A 15310-nucleotide genomic window follows, 5' to 3' on the forward strand; every position below is an offset into this window, starting at 1 on the left:
GCCGACAGGATGGTCTTCGAGGTGCTCACTTTAAGCCTCTGGCCGGCAAAAAGAGAACACTCGGCGCTCCGGCAGAAGCGTTTGCTGCACTACGCCGAAACTTGGTCCCAGAAGCGACCGCTGGGGCGCTGTATAGCGCGCGGCGTGTCCGATAGTCCGGAATACATCTCCTATCGTCGCCGCGGGGCCAAAGGCTCGCTCAGTTCCAGCGAAAAGTCATTCCGGGAGATACATTGGAAAGGGCCGACGTAAACAGGGTCACACGAGCAGCCCGAGCAGTGGGACGCGCAAGGATCGGCATCGAAAAGAAAAGGCCAGCGAACGCACAAGTCCGCTCCAGCCTCATTGCCGTCAAAGAACAGGCCTGCAAGCATGCGCCGTCACAGTTTGGCGCTCGGGCCGATCTGAACATCTACCTGAATTCGCACTGGAGATATTGACATGAAAGCCACATGGAACGGCGCAGTGATTGCGCAGAGCGACGACACGGTGGTCGTAGAGGGGAATCACTACTTTCCCGACAGTTCGCTCAACCGCGAATATGTCACCTCGAGCGATCACAAGAGCAGTTGCCCTTGGAAAGGCCAAGCGAGCTATTACTCGCTCATCGTGAACGGCGAGACGAATCGGGATGCAGCCTGGTACTACGCCAACCCAAAGCCGGGGGCAGAAATGGTGAAAGATAGAGTCGCCTTCTGGAAAGGTGTGAAGGTCGAAGCATAGGATAGTCAACACGCCAGAAGCTTGAGTTGAAAACTTCGGCGAACACAAACTCTCCACGGTTTTCACCAAAGTGCATGGTGCAGCGAGTCGACTTTTGTAAGGAGGGTTGCTGCACTCGCTAGGCGGATGAAGAAGCCGAAGGGCTAAACCTCACCTCGAAGAGAACGAAGAATTCTTTCGGCCTCCTAGGGCTTGAGCCCAAGAACAAAGTAGCAGCCCACGCTCGGCAGCAGATCAGAGAAATTTGAGGGTGCCTCCACTTCAATGATCACATTCTTCGCTTCCCACGAGGGGCGTTCTGAGTTGATGCTCGGCAGTTTACTTCCGACGAACTTCGCCTCTTGAACGCCAACGATAGCGCGTGCTTAGTCGATGGAAATAGTTGTCACTGGCTCCGACTGGCTATTCTGTCGAGGTACGTCCTTTGCGAACCACATGACATACATACCCTTACAGAAAATGGACTTCACCCGGTTCCGTAGACATATTTCAACTTCCGTTTCGGAGTTGTTCGAATGCCAGCGGACTCAGTTGGTCTAGGTGACTGTGCCGACGGATTCGATTGTAAAAACCTTCGATGTAGTCAAACACATCTGACTTGGCGTCTTGCCTGGTGGCATAGATCTGGCGTTTGATTCTCTCGTTCTTCAAGCTGCTGAAGAAGGACTCTGCTACTGCATTGTCCCAACAGTTTCCACGCCGGCTCATACTAGGCACCAATTGGTTGTCCTTGCACCAGCGGGCGAAGTCGTCACTGCCAAACTGACTTCCTTGGTCGGAATGGATCATCACTGGGCCCGTTGGGCGCCTGCGCCACACAGCCATCGTGAGCGCATCCAACACCAACTCTGTCGCCATGCTGGAGTTCATCGACCAGCCGACCACCATGCGCGAGTACAGGTCAATAACGGCCGTCAGGTACAACCAGCCCTCATGGGTTCGGATATAGGTAATGTCGGTGACCCAGACTTGGTTCGGTAGCGTGACCGTGAACTCACGTTGCAACCGGTTCGGTGCGGCAGTCGCAGGAAGGCCAACCCGGTAGCGTGGCCGCTTGTAACCACGCACTGAGCGCAGTTGGGCCTGGCGCATCAGGCGTGCTACACGTTTTTGACCGCATGTCACACCTTCCTCTCGCAAGTCCCGCAGGATGCGTGGGCTTCCATAAATTCCATGGCTGTCGTCAAAGAACTGCCGGATGCTGGCCAGCAAGACATCGTCGGCCAAAGCGCGTTTGGACTTTGGATTGGCCTTCCAGGCGTAATAGCCACTGCGCTGTACGCGCAGAACGCGGCACATGCTGCTGAGTCGGAACTGGCCTTTGTGTTCGGCCATGAATGCGTACTTCACCCGGACAGCTTGGCAAAGTACGTTGCGGCCTTTTTTAGGATGTCACGCTCCTCATTGGCCCTTTTGAGCTCCGCTTTTAGCCGGGATACCTCAGCCTTGAGTTGGCTTGTTTCTACACCTCCTGCGCTCGATTGCTCTTTGGCAAGCCGCACCCACAGGTACAGGCTTTTGTCCGACATGCCCAATCGCTTGGCTACATCCACTACCCCATGACCGCGCTCGGTCACCTGCTTGACGGCTTCCGCCTTGAATTCAGCCGGGTATCTCACTCTCTTCATTTCTCACTCTCCAGTTCAATTTCGACCTTGATAGGTGTCTATTGAACCGGGTGAAGTCCAAAATCTTGAGCGCGAAATCAAAGAAGTCGAGAGGAAAACCTCTCCACCCCCAAGTCCTCTCACTAGCAAACACCTATGTCGGACATCTCCGGGGCCACTAAAGGAGGCCTAGAGCCCAGATGCCTTTCGCTGTAAACCATCTAATGCGGTGAGAAGACCGCCCATATCCATCCGATGAGTTTCGTCAGCATTTATTTCGGCGTATACGATCGTCTGCTGCCGATCGATGAGGAAGCGCGCGGGTAGCGGCAGCACCCATCCACCTTCCCCATTGAACTTCTCAAGGTCTACGTTCATGGCCAGATACAGCTTCCTCAGTTCGGTCGGGACTTGCCAGTCCACGCCGAAGTGAGCCGCAACATGACCACCAGCATCCTGCAGTATCGAGAAATCAAGCCTTTGCCTTCGGATGCGCTCGCGGCTGAAAACAGGCAACTGAGGAGAAACGGCATACACCGATGCTCCAAGCAGCTTAAAGCGCGCGACAACCCGCTGTAAGGCGTTCAACTCCTTCTTGCACCAAGGACACCAGTCGCCGCGATAGAAAACCACGACCGCTGGTCCATCGAGAAGCCTTTCAGAGAGGGAGACAACCTGACTGGACTCGTCCGGGAGGGAAAAAGCTGGTGCACGGCTGGGGGCCTGCAATGCCCTGGTCGCACGATCGCTGGAGGCGGATTCTTCCATCACTCTGAGCATCAAAAATAACGCATCCGAGCGTGTCCCCACCTCCAAGTGGGCTCGCAATGCGTCGAGATTCTGCGGCAAAGACATCTAGGGCTGGGCCAGCCGCGATCTATGCGAAAACCGCAAGAAGAGAGCGAACTGAGTTTTACACTCATTCTGGCACGTCAGGGCGTATGAGCACCAACCAGCTACCCGTGAATTTTGCACAACGCACTGGCGGCTGACTCTGCGTGGGCATGGGCATGGGTATGACGTACGGCTACTTAGAACTTAGCTGGACATCCGGAGGGTCTCGCTCGATCTCTGAAATGATGAACTCAGTCAAGGCCCGTGCAGAAGGCTTCGCTTGACGTCCAACAGCATAGACCGCATTCAATTCAACATCACCTAAGTCCCACTCTTCCAGGACGCGAACTAGCGAACCCTCCCAAAGCTCTTGTGCACAACTAAGGGAGCTGGTTATGACGATGCCCATGCCCGCAACTGCTGCGGCGATACACCCTTCGCTAGTGGAGACGATCAAGCGGCTATCGACCTTGACGGAGGAAATCTGGCTTCCTTTGCGCAATGTCACGCCGGAGCCACTGCCGGAAGGACCAGCGAACACTTGGAAGTTAGCGAGGTCGGCCGGACACTCCGGGCGCCCGACCGCCGAGAGGAAGCCCGAAGATGCGGCGGCAACCCGTGGCCAAGAGTGAACCCTCCGGGCGACCGCGGAGGAGTCTTCAAGAACGCCGAAGCGCAAGGCCACATCAATACCCTCCGCGACGAGATCCAGCCGTTGGTCGTCCGAGAGCAGGTTGACTCGAAGGCGTGGATGAGCCGACATGAAATTCGGCAGCCGGGGAATTAGTACGCGCTGAGAAAAGCTCGATGAGGCCCCTATCCTCAGCATTCCACTAAGAACACCAGATCCTCTTACTGCGTCAGTCGCCTCATCCAATGCTTTCAACACGATTTCAACTCGAGCGAAATAGTCAGTGCCAGCTTCTGTGAGCGTCACGGCCCGCGGGGTACGAGCAAACAGCGCCACGCCAAGCTCCTTCTCCAGTCCGGCTATCGCGCGAGACACGGTCGGCTGAGAAACACCCCGCTCACGGGCAGCTACGGAGAAGCTACGCGTTCTAGCAACCCGTATGAACAGGTTCATTGCGTCAAAACGATCCGTCATCTACTTCAATGGCCTTTAAGCTACTTGCTGGGAATTCACCAGAAAGACGTTCTGCGCCTCTCCGGATCGTTGAACACGCTGAGCGCTCATGGCACTCGCGTGTGGCACCCCTAGTGCCCCCCGCGGCTATTCGTCTTCTGCATTCCTTCCGGAGATAGGTATGCTGAAACCGAATCTGTTGTATTGATCCATGTCCAGACCACTGCGCAAGTCTTGCGTCGGCTACTGGTCACCAATGGGATTCTCGTCAAGCGAATCGCTCGAGCGTCCAGAAAACGTGTCAATGAGTCCTTGACTAAAGCACCACCCTCCTGGGCGCCGAATTAAATGCGCGCAGGTGGGTCACTTCGAAGTGACTTCGAGCTTTTCCAGCTTCGATTTCAACGTTTTTAAAGGGACGATGGGCAAACGCCAGTGGGTCTTTTGTCGTGACTTGCGCGTCGGAATTCATCATTGGAGCAACTTGGAATCGGAACGAAAAGTGCCAAATGCTCATTCCGAAGCATTGAGCCAAGTCCACAAGTGCGAGCGTCTGGTCCAGATGCGCATCCATGTAGCGGTCTGGTCGCCGAAGCTCCCCTGAGGGCACCGAAGCTATTTGGCTGTATGACTTGGGCGTCTTTCACGATGGACGCGGCCACTCGGCCATGGTCTTTGGTGGACGCTGAAGAAGGCGCGCCTAACCAAAGTGGACTGAGTGATGGTGGAGCTGAGGTGCTCGGAGCGGCAGCCGCTTTCGAGCTTTTAGTCGTCGCTATCTTGGTGTTCTGGAAGGTCTGCTCAGGGCTTTGAAGCAGACTTCAGCAACGCCGGGTCTCCCACCGATCAGCGGTCAGCTGAGCGGCGACGCCACCAATACCTGCAAAGCTTTACGCTACACAAGCCTCAGGATTTGCGGGTGATTTCAACTGCTAGCAGCGCGGGCGATCTGCGGCTCGAGCGCAGCGAGGAATCCATCCATCGTCTGCTCGTGCAGGTCGACAGCTTTAGCCCCGCCACCCGCCACCACAGTGACGTCTCCGATGCCGATAACGCCAAGGATGAGCCGAAGGTACTGCGTCGCGATGTCGCGATCCCGGATTGGCGATCCCTCGGCGTAGATGCCGCCTGAGGCCATCAGCAGGGTCGCCTTCTTGCCTTCGAGAAGACCCTTGCCGTCGAATCCGAGCGTCACGCCCTTGCGCACGATATGGTCCACCCACGCCTTGAGCGAGGCCGGGACGTTGTAGTTGTAGACCGGCGTTGAGATGACAAGGTAATCGGCCACGAGCAGTTCGGCGACCAATTCATCGGACAGCCGGAGCTGTTCCCTCATTGCTTGCGTTTGATCTGCGGGTGACGTGAAGTACGCCTGCAGCCAGGGCGCCGTGACGAACGAGAGTCCGGAGTCGACGAGATCTCGATGCACGATGTGTCCTCCCGGATTGGCTGCGCGCCATGCCGTGAGGAAGCGTTGGGTCATTTGACGCGAGACAGACTGCCCGCCACGCGGGCTGGTCTCAACAACGAGAAGCTGGGTCATCAGAGGTTTCTTTCTTTCGGAGTAGTTGAGCGATACGCCAGCTGCCAATGAATGGGCTGCAAAAGCTTCAGCATCTAGCAAGCTTCGAGACAACCAGCGGAGTCAATGACAGGAATTTAGGGTCAAAGATGCCTCTATGGAAGAGATAAAAAGAAGATACTTTCCATCTGTTTTGGAGATGAAAAATGATCGGTAGTCTCACCCTCGACCAATTGCGCGTCCTCGTGACCATCGCGGACTCGGGCAGTTTTTCAGCTGCCGGTCGCGAACTCAGGCGCGCGCAGTCGGCTATCAGTCAAGCTGTCGCCAATCTTGAGGTGATTCAGGGTGTCGAGCTGTTCGATCGCCGAAGCCACCGCCCCCGCCTGACGCAAGTGGGTCGGGTGCTGGTAGACCAGGCGCGGTTGGTGCTCGCAAGCGCTGCTCGCTTCGAAGGCGTTGCGGCTAGCACGCGGGCGGGTGTGGAGCCAGAGTTGACAATCGCGATTGATCCTTTGGTGCCAACTGGACCGCTAATTAACAGCCTGCGCGCGCTGAGCGAGACATTTCCCAATCTCCCGGTGCACTTTTCCACCGAAGGGCTGGGCGGCTCATTGCGGCGGCTTCGCGATGGATCAGCGGCATTTGCCCTGTGCTTGCTGCTCCCTGGCGTTCCTGAGGACATCGCCGCCTATCCTTTACTGCGCGTTTCCATGCGCGCGGTTGTCTCGCCCGGTCACCCTCTCGCCTTATTGGGGCGTCCAGCGACCGAGGGTGACCTCGCGCCGCACATCCAATTGGTCTTGTCCGATCCAGTCGACCCGGGCGGGGCAAGCTACGGCTTAGCCGGCACCCGACATTGGCGATTCGTTGATCTCGGTCGTCGCTTCGATTTCCTGTTAGCGGGTTTCGGTTGGTGCCGCATGCCAGAGCACCTGGTGGCGACGTCGATAGTGGCCGAGGCACTGACTGCGATTGAGATTCACGATGATCCGACACCTCCAGAAGGCCTGAAGATCTACGCAGCGCACCGACGTGATCGTGCGCTCGGCGTAGCGGGACGATGGCTGCGCGACGAGTTGCGTCGTAGCCTCGTCTCTTAATCTAGCGGGGCACCTCTGAAAGCAGCCCTCCGCCAACGCTTGCTCCTGGCCGGTTGCGAAAGTCCAGCTGGCCGCGCACCTTCCCGGTCAACCTACATTGCAACTAAGCGACGTAGAGTCGATGCCGTCTGGCTGGACCTTGCGCATGTTCAAGAGAGCCGATCCGGGTACCCAGGTCCCGCCGTACCCGCGGTCCAAGAAAAACCGGACTAAGTGTCCAGCGGCGACCGAAGTACGCAACTCATTACGCAAAGCCCGATCGGGTCAGGGCCTCGTCACAAGAAAAGCAGCAAGCCCGCTCCACGAGTTTTATCGTCACCGGCTTGCTAAGCGATTCGCGCTATTAGCCAAGCGCTGAGGGAGAGGGAGCACCTGGCTCGCAGTGTCGTTTCGAGAAGGTGCCATTCTCAGCACCTTAAGCAAGTTCGCGGACGCTATGCGTTATCAATCGGACTGCAGAGGACTTGCTTATGACGATTCGTGTCGACACTTACTGGACTCGATCAAAGAAGAGCGAATGACGCATGAGTTTCAAAGACAGATGCTGGTACACGCTGCGCTGCAGCAGATGCGATTCGACCGAGTCGCTCGCTGTGTCGGATCAGGGAGTCAGCTGGAGCGGCGCAGACTGGGAGGCAGGCGCGCCCTTCTCTAAATTCGAAACCGAATGGACCGGCGGAGGCCACATGGAGCCCGAACTGGCAAGGGTTGCGTGCAGGGAATGCGGAGATGCGGCTCAAGTCGTCCAGCGCTATCCGTAGCGTGCGCCGGTAGATGTCTTGGACGGGCCACTCCCAACGATTCAACTTATGGGTACGCCCTGCCCGTGTCACTCACCCTCATCCTCCCCGCGCAGCTCAGGTCAATATGTCTGTCGCGAGCAAGTCGCAGTTCGGTGAACTGCCACCTGCAAGCGAGAGGGAGAAAGTTGCATACGTGATATTGGTGTGCGCGCAGGGTTGGCTCGATTCTCACTTGCACGAAAACACAAGGAGGGCGTCAGTGGCAATGCGCTCCTGGTGCTGCTGCTAAAGTTGCAAGCCAAGAATGATCAGCGGCCCAATTGACTTCAAAGTGTCCCTGTCGACTCTCTCCAGGGCCTGCAAGACTGCTGCATCAATATGCTCGCAGTATCGGTGCACTTCCGGCAAGCCCGGACGAATGAGCAATCCACGTTGCTGGGCCCGTAGATGTCGGCGCCCCAGTGATTCGGAATGGATTTGAAAAGGTGCAAGTAGAACGAATCGAACGGGACGCTCGGCGTATATGGCATGAGCACCACAGCCTCGAAGAACCGGGTCGTGTGTGCCAAATGCCACTTTGTCGGGCTTGCATCCGACGCGGACTGCAAACGCCCTTCCGTGCTGAGAGAGATCGCCAGAGCCAGGCTCGCAGCGCGCACATCCGCAAAGTACTTCGCAAAGGCTAAGCGGTCGGTCGCAAGGGGGACTAGAAAGTCTGCAGAACGCAGCGTACGAGGAAGATTTCTGGTCACGGGAGTCTAGTGCAACTCGCGATGCGTGCGTACGATGGACTGCTGCGTGGAGCCAGTACTACGGAGTCACGAACGTCGTCTTTCCGACCTGAAGAAGGAGCTCACACATGGTGACCAGAGGCTTTACCGGCCGCGGCGTTGACCCCATGACCGCTGCGGGGCTGCCTCCAGGACATCACGTTACTCAGGGCTTTCCTGTCCTGTCGGCCACTGCGACTCCAGATGTTGCTTTGAGCGAGTGGGAGTTCACGCTGAAGGAGGGGTCGCGGCGCATCGCCACCTAGTCATGGCTCGAATTCAATCAGGTCCCACGTACTGTTTGGAACGGCGATATCCACTGCGTCACCTCGTGGTCGAAGTTCGGCACAACTTGGGAAGGAGTATCTATTGATGACATATTGGTCGCTGCGGGCGTTGGGGAACTCAGCGTTTCCGATAGCCTTCTCTCAGGAGCCGCTCCAGCCAGTCATTGCGCGTAAGCTAAACGGGATTTATGCAATTGCGCTCCCTAGAGGTATCTGATGGCTAACTGGATCTGCTCAACATGTTCGGCTCTCGCTCGGGTCCTCAGTCTGAAATGCGGGATACGGAGCAATTCCCGACCGGAGTAGCGCTTGGCACCGGTATTCCCTCGGGTCCATGCCATATGCCTTGCGGAACGCGCGGATGAAACCACTGTTGTTTGCGTAACCAGCGGCTTGGCCAATCTGCCCAATGGAGACGCCTGTGACCCGGAGCTGCTGGGCGGCTTGTCGCATGCGCAAATCTCTGAGCACACTCATGGGCGCTCGGCCAACCAATTCGAAGAAGCGCGCCATGAAGGTTGATCGGCTTAGGCACGCAGTCCTTGCCAGGCTGTCCACAGTGTGCCTAGCCCCGGGCTTTGCCGTCATTTCGGCGAATGCCTTGGAGATCCTATGGTCCCTCAGAATCGCAAATCGCTCGACCCAGGGGTGAGGCGAAGTCAACGAGCGACGCAGAAGCAGCACCAAGGTCTGCTTCATGAGCAATGAGGTCATTGCGACACTGCCGGGTTGCTTTCCCTGTAGCTCGACGAGCGCATGACTCAACTTGGCTGGGAGCTCGTCACCATCCGAAAATCGCTCCACAATTGGCGTGGATAGGCCGCCAAACATGTCAACAACGTCCCCAAATGCGGCGTGGAAATGGCCACACAGAACACGCGCGCTTCCCGCCAGCATGGCCCGGTTTTCTCGCACCATTCGAAATTGAGAATGTTCGCTGCTGATAGGCGGGACGACTACAAGGGTATGTTGGGAAATCGCGATCGACAGGCCATTTGAAGTTGTGAGGGACCCAGTCCCCCACATTCCGTAGTACAGGCGAGTCATACCGTCGTTCCCTGGCTCGAACCGTCGGTCCCCCTTCAATGTGCATTCTTCAAGAATGACATGGCGTACTTCGAGCGTGCCGACGAGGGTATCCAAATCGGCCGGTGAGATGCGCAAGATAGGGCTATCGACCTTAGCCACGGAGAAGCTTGGCTCCCCACTCTCGGTGCTCATCAGCTCAGACTGGGTGAAGTCGTTGCTTTGCGCCACAGTATCTCCTACCGTGCGACTCGGTCCGAACGTATTCCTCCCTGACTTTCGCCGCTTCGACCCAAGCTTGGGCAACTGTGCGTAGCGGCTTCGTCCGACCAGAAAGACGGCATGCGGCATTGCTTCCCGCAGGCGTCGTGCGAGAGCCGTCGAACGACCAGTCGACCCCTCCACCCTCCATGGTTGCTGTCACGTAAATAGCGCCATCCAAAATACAGACCTCCTTATGCAAATCCCAAACGCGCTTTCGGAGAAGGCGCTAACTCTCGGGGACAGGTGGCTGCGCCCCGAGTTCCAGCACGGGATGTCGCTGGCGCCAGACACTTTTCCGGCCGCTTCACCGGATGCTCCGTATCCGTCCGGCCAACCCATCTACCCCGAATGAGCAATTGCAAGCACCATCGTGTCCACGTAAACCATCGTGCACACCATGTCTCAAGAGATTCCCCATTCGCGCTCCTGTGTCCCCCGCACGCGCCGGGTCTACAGCGCGCAATTCAAGGCTGAACTGATCGCTGCGTGCCAGCAGCCCGGCGCATCAATTGCCGCCACAGCGCGTGAACATGGCATGAATGCCAACGTGCTGCATCGCTGGCTCAAGGAGCATCGTCTGGGCCAGCACCAGAGCGCCTGCGATACCGCGCATGCTGATGCGTCCGGCATCGCCCCACACTGCGCCGATGCAGCGGCTGAGCCAATGGCCAATGCACAGGCTGTTTGTGCCCCAGCGCATCAGGCTCATCCGGTGCCGTCCAACCCCGTGCCCGCCTTCATCGCGGTGGCGCTGGGCTCGCCGGTGATGGGGCCTCAGGCAGCGGGTGTACAAGCTGCCCCAAGTGCTGCATCGGCAGCTTGCTCATCAGACATCCGCATCGAGTGCTGTCATCACGGCACCCTCGTGACGGTCAATTGGCCGCTGGCCGCTGCTGGCGAGTGTTCCCGCGCATTGCAGGGTTTGTTGCAGGTGCTGCGGCAATGATCCGTATCGACGCTGCCTGGCTTGCCACGGCCCCGCTGGACATGCGCGCCGGCACCGACACGGCGCTGGCCCGCGTAGTCGCCGTCTTCGGCGCCGCCCACCCTCACCATGCCTACCTGTTCGCCAACAGACGCGCCAACCGCATCAAGGTGCTGGTGCACGACGGCATAGGCATCTGGCTGGCCGCTCGCCGCCTGCACCAGGGCAAGTTCGTCTGGCCGACGCCAGGCGATGAGCAGTGGCAGTTGGAGCCTGTCCAGCTTGACGCCCTGGTGCTGGGCCTACCCTGGCAACGCATGGGAAACGCCGGCATTATCACCATGGTCTGAAGCCGGCGCGCAATCGGTGGATCTGCGCATGGCAGCGCAGTGCCATGCTTGGCACACTGCCTGTCATGTTGATGCAGCCGCAATTCCTGGATGATCTGAGCGCCGAGCAGCTGCGCGAGATGACCACGCGGCTGCTCACAGAACTACGCCACAGCCAGGCGCTCAACGCCAAGCTCACCCACGAGAATGCGCTCTTGAAACGCATGAAGTTCGCCGCACAGTCCGAGCGCTTCAACGCCGAGCAGCGCAGCTTGCTCGAAGACGAGATCGAGGCCGACTTGGCGGCTGTCTGCTTGGAGATCGAGCAGCTGCAGCCTGCGGCCGCTGCCCCGCAAGCCAAACAACAGCCCAAACGCCAGCCGCTGCCGGCCAATCTGCCGCGCCGCGAGATCCGCCACGAGCCCGATTCGACCACCTGCCAGTGCGGCTGTCAGATGAAACGCATCGGCGAAGACGTGGCCGAAAAGCTCGACTATGTGCCCGGCGTGTTCACGGTGGAGCGTCACATCCGTGGCAAGTGGGCCTGCGCCCAATGCGAGACCATCACCCAGGCGCCGGTTGAAGCGCATGTGATCGACAAAGGCATCCCCACCACCGGCCTGCTGGCCCAGGTGCTGGTGGCCAAATACGCGGACCACTTGCCGCTGTACCGTCAGGAAAGCATCTTTGCGCGCGCCGGTCTGGCCATTCCTCGCTCGACTCTGGCGCAGTGGGTAGGCACCTGCGGCGTGCGGCTGCAGCCGCTAGTCGATGCGCTCAAGGCGGAAATACTCGGCCACCGTGTGCTGCACGCCGACGAGACGCCAGTGCAAATGCTCAAACCTGGCAAGGGAGCGACGCATCGCGCCTACCTGTGGGCCTACGCGCCAGGGGCGTTCGAAGACATGAAAGCCGTGGTGTATGACTTCTGCGAGTCCAGGGCTGGCGAGCATGCCCGCAACTTCCTGGGCGACTGGAAGGGGGCACTGGTTTGCGACGACTTCGCCGGCTACAAGGCCCTGATTGCCAGTGGCGTGACCGAGGTGGGCTGCCTGGCGCATGCCCGGCGCAAACTCTTTGACCTCCATGCGGCGAACAAAAGCCAGCTTGCCGGGTTCGCGCTGGAGCAATTCGCCAAGGTCTATGACATCGAGCGCGAGGTCAAGGAACTGAACGCCGATCAACGCAAAGCCATTCGTCAGCAGCACACCAAGCCGATCCTGGATGCGTTGCACCAGTGGATGACATTGCAGCGGCAGAAACTGCCCGATAGCTCAGCAACGGCCAAGGCCCTGGATTACAGCCTCAGGCGCTGGACGGCGTTGACACGCTTCGTCGATGACGGGCAACTGCCCGTGGACAACAACTGGATCGAGAACCAGATCCGGCCCATTGCCATTGGCAGAGCCAATTGGCTGTTCGCCGGCAGCCTGCGCGCGGGCCAGCGGGCGGCGGCGGTGATGAGCCTGGTGCAGTCGGCGCGCATGAACGGGCATGACCCCTATGCCTACCTCCAGGACGTGCTCACAAGGCTGCCCACGCACAAGGCCAGCCGTATCGACGAGCTCTTGCCGCACCGCTGGCAGCCCACTGACATCTGATCGTCAGCAATGGTCGCCATCGGCGGTCAACATGGGTTTGCCGTGCGCTTACGATGCTCCCAGATTCCCTATGCCTCGAACATCCACTATCAACACATAGAAGCTATGCAGCAGCTGCATGAACAAGAGGGCTAACCTATCTCGCCTCCGAGTACTTCCCGCGTATCGGAGGATGTGCTTCTGTGGAGCAGGATGGCTTCAGGCACTCTGGACTGCCGGCTTGGACGTCCAGGAAGTGTGCCCAGGCGTCCAAAAATCTGCACAAAGCTTCGTACCTCCGTTCTGTTTTCGATGAAGTTCCCTTAGCATTCGAGCCTTATGGTTGGCTTTTCGAGCCGCCATCGAGGGCCGAATATGGCGCGTGAGCGGTGCACGCGAGATAGCAGATACGGTGACCCACCACCACCGCGCCAAGCGACCTCATCCCGGCTGCGCTGGTTGGCGGTGAAGACACCTAACGTCCGCGCTTTGGCGACCGAGTCTAAGGAGGTTGCGCTCTCGGCAAAGCTTTCAGAAAACATGCCGCGCGCTCGTTTGTGGGACTTGAACCACGCCTATCGCCTCTACGTCGGGGCTGCTACCGGCCATACTCAAGTGCACTACTGAAATGGAGCTGAACGAGCGTGTTGAGGGCACGCTAAAAATCATGCGTTTCGACACTGGCTGCAAACTAAGAGGAGGCCGATTTTTGGAGTTCATCATCCAGTTGCTCACAGAGCACGGCTTGATAGTCGTGTTCTTGAACGTGTTCGCATCGCAGCTGGGGCTTCCACTGCCAATGGTCCCGTTGCTGATAGTCATGGCGGCGCGCAGTGTGACCGATGATGTCGCCGTCGGCCCCCTGTTCGGCGTTGCGTTCGGGGCCTGCCTGATAGCGGACCTTATTTGCTACACGGCTGGTCGGCGCTATGGCAGCCGTGTGTTGCACACCGCATGTCGGCTGTCCCTGTCGCCAGACTCTTGCGTAAGTCAAACCCAGTCGCTCTTCTCGCGCTGGGGCGTGTGGACGTTGGTTGTGGCGAAGTTCATTCCCGGATTAGGACTCTTCGCCACTGCGCTTTCGGGGCAAAGCCGTGTGCCACTGCAAAGGTTCGTTTTTCTCGACGCGCTCGGTGTCGCTTTTTTCATCGGTACTTTCATTTGGCTGGGCCGCGCCTTTCATTCAGCGATTGACAGCCTACTCAACACGCTTTCAAGTTATGGCAAGGTCGGCCTAGCGTCTGTTTTCGTCGCGCTACTCTTCTTTTTGGCATTCCGCCTCGCACGTAGGCACCTGCTGATTCGGGCATTGCGTATGACGCGAATCTCTGTACCGGAGTTCAAGCGATTGCTCGAGAGTGACACACCTTACGTGGTCTACGACGTACGGGCAGCTGCCAGCCGTGAGCGCGACGGCACTATTCCCGGAGCGCTGCCTTGGTCGCTAGACGACACCCAGCGACCAGAGGCAGTGGCTTCGCCTGACACTCAGGTCATCGTCTACTGCGACTGTCCAACCGAATACTCAGCTGCAAAGGTAGCGCGCCACCTGCAACGAGCAGGCTTCACCCGTGTCCGCCCCTTACACGGTGGAATCGAAGCTTGGATTGCGGCCGGCCACCACCTCGAACGCCCTACTTTCCGCTCCGATTCGGCGAAGGTTCGCTGCTCCTGAAGCGGGTGGCCGAGCACACCATGTATTTACAGGCCCGGCCGCCAGCGACACGCCTGACCTCGACAGTCGCTGTGCGATATTGGCTTCTGCGACGGGCCGCTCATCGCCGAGCCATGGCAAGTGCGGAAAAGCAGAAAGTTCTTGATGATGGGCGTGCCCCCCGCACGAACCCATTGCACAGGCCAGTGGAGATGCTGCGTCCAATCCCACTTACAACTTTTGAGAGGCGCTGATTTAATGGGTCAAGACTTGAAAACAAAGGGTGAAATCAAGGTCGGAGATTTTCCGGCCTTCACGACGCTCGACCAACTATCGGGCTTCTTCATCGGAGTAGGAGGATAGGATGAGCTTATTTGAACGACAAGCGCCTGAGTTGCGGGTGCAGAGATGGATTGGCGAGGATGGAGGAATCAGCGTCGCACCGCTCAAGCTGTCTGATTTGGGGACTGGTCCAAAGATTTTGTTCGCCTTCCAGCACTGGTGCCGCGGCTGCCATGCGCATGGGTTTCCAACGCTCCAAAGATTGCATGGTGCACTGAGCTCCAAGGGCGTAGGTTTCGCTGTGATTCAGACCGTTTTCGAAGGAGCGCATGAGAACACCTTTGACAAGTTGCGGGTGAACCAGCTTAAGTACGAGCTTCCCGTCCCTTACGGTCATGACGAGCCACCGACCGGTGCAACGCTTCCCACCTTTATGGAAGACTACCGCACGCGAGGAACGCCTTGGTTCACGGTTATCGACGCAGACGGCCTTATCGTGTTCTCGGACTTCAATCTTGACGCGGACCTGCTTGTGAAGGAACTTGAGCAAGCGTAGCTAATGCGGCGTTCATCCATC

Annotated in this window: 13 protein-coding genes; 7 read left to right on the forward strand and 6 right to left on the reverse strand. The window is 58.3% G+C overall.

Going from position 1 to position 15310, the window contains the following annotated elements:
- Positions 1-441 precede the first annotated feature (441 nt).
- Positions 442-723 (forward strand): DUF427 domain-containing protein, encoded by a 282-nt coding sequence (locus tag G7047_RS22105; RefSeq protein WP_166310071.1) that lies wholly within the window; start codon positions 442-444, stop codon positions 721-723.
- Between the two features lie 489 nt (positions 724-1212).
- On the opposite strand, the gene G7047_RS22110 is transcribed toward G7047_RS22105, so the two are convergent.
- The 5 genes from G7047_RS22110 to G7047_RS22130 all read right to left on the reverse strand — a co-directional run bounded on the left by G7047_RS22110 (position 1213) and on the right by G7047_RS22130 (position 5791).
- A protein-coding gene (locus G7047_RS22110; protein ID WP_371813817.1) for an IS3 family transposase occupies positions 1213-2351 on the reverse strand; the annotation gives its coding sequence in 2 pieces (ribosomal slippage) (positions 1213-2102 and positions 2102-2351; 1140 coding nt in all).
- A 168-nt stretch (positions 2352-2519) separates the two neighbouring features.
- Positions 2520-3185, reverse strand: a complete 666-nt coding sequence (locus G7047_RS22115; RefSeq protein WP_166310075.1) for a peroxiredoxin-like family protein — start codon at positions 3183-3185, stop codon at positions 2520-2522.
- 172 nt (positions 3186-3357) lie between these two features.
- A complete protein-coding gene (locus G7047_RS22120; protein WP_166310077.1) occupies positions 3358-4269 on the reverse strand; it encodes a LysR family transcriptional regulator in 912 nt (303 codons plus the stop codon).
- A gap of 295 nt (positions 4270-4564) precedes the next feature.
- A complete protein-coding gene (locus G7047_RS22125; RefSeq protein ID WP_166310079.1) occupies positions 4565-4822 on the reverse strand; it encodes a hypothetical protein in 258 nt (85 codons plus the stop codon).
- Positions 4823-5173: 351 nt separating this feature from the next.
- Positions 5174-5791, reverse strand: coding sequence for an FMN-dependent NADH-azoreductase (locus G7047_RS22130; RefSeq protein WP_166310081.1), 618 nt, complete (start codon positions 5789-5791; stop codon positions 5174-5176).
- 185 nt (positions 5792-5976) lie between these two features.
- Between G7047_RS22130 and G7047_RS22135 the strand changes: the two genes are divergently transcribed.
- Positions 5977-6873 (forward strand): LysR family transcriptional regulator, encoded by an 897-nt coding sequence (locus tag G7047_RS22135; RefSeq protein ID WP_166310083.1) that lies wholly within the window; start codon positions 5977-5979, stop codon positions 6871-6873.
- Positions 6874-8907: 2034 nt separating this feature from the next.
- Here G7047_RS22135 and G7047_RS31540 read toward each other — a convergent pair.
- Complete coding sequence (locus tag G7047_RS31540) at positions 8908-10050, reverse strand: helix-turn-helix transcriptional regulator (protein ID WP_371813818.1); 1143 nt, start codon at positions 10048-10050, stop codon at positions 8908-8910.
- A gap of 310 nt (positions 10051-10360) precedes the next feature.
- Here G7047_RS31540 and G7047_RS22145 point away from each other — a divergent pair, with 310 nt between their 5' ends.
- The 5 genes from G7047_RS22145 to G7047_RS22165 all read left to right on the forward strand — a co-directional run bounded on the left by G7047_RS22145 (position 10361) and on the right by G7047_RS22165 (position 15289).
- Positions 10361-10909: a transposase gene (locus tag G7047_RS22145; RefSeq protein WP_082759168.1), complete on the forward strand. Its 549-nt coding sequence runs from the start codon at positions 10361-10363 to the stop codon at positions 10907-10909.
- On the forward strand, positions 10906-11238 hold the full coding sequence (gene tnpB, locus G7047_RS22150) for an IS66 family insertion sequence element accessory protein TnpB (RefSeq protein ID WP_166301587.1): 333 nt from the start codon (positions 10906-10908) through the stop codon (positions 11236-11238). Before G7047_RS22145 ends, tnpB begins: the two co-directional genes overlap by 4 nt.
- Before the next feature lie 71 nt (positions 11239-11309).
- Complete coding sequence (locus tag G7047_RS22155; RefSeq protein ID WP_205904826.1) at positions 11310-12818, forward strand: IS66 family transposase; 1509 nt, start codon at positions 11310-11312, stop codon at positions 12816-12818.
- A 607-nt stretch (positions 12819-13425) separates the two neighbouring features.
- The gene (locus tag G7047_RS22160; RefSeq protein WP_166310087.1) at positions 13426-14472 is read left to right on the forward strand and encodes a rhodanese-like domain-containing protein; all 1047 of its coding nucleotides are present in this window, start codon (positions 13426-13428) and stop codon (positions 14470-14472) included.
- Positions 14473-14815: 343 nt separating this feature from the next.
- Complete coding sequence (locus G7047_RS22165; RefSeq protein ID WP_166310090.1) at positions 14816-15289, forward strand: peroxiredoxin; 474 nt, start codon at positions 14816-14818, stop codon at positions 15287-15289.
- Positions 15290-15310 lie beyond the last annotated feature (21 nt).

It is taken from the genome of Diaphorobacter sp. HDW4A, assembly GCF_011305995.1.
GTDB lineage: Bacteria > Pseudomonadota > Gammaproteobacteria > Burkholderiales > Burkholderiaceae_C > Diaphorobacter_A.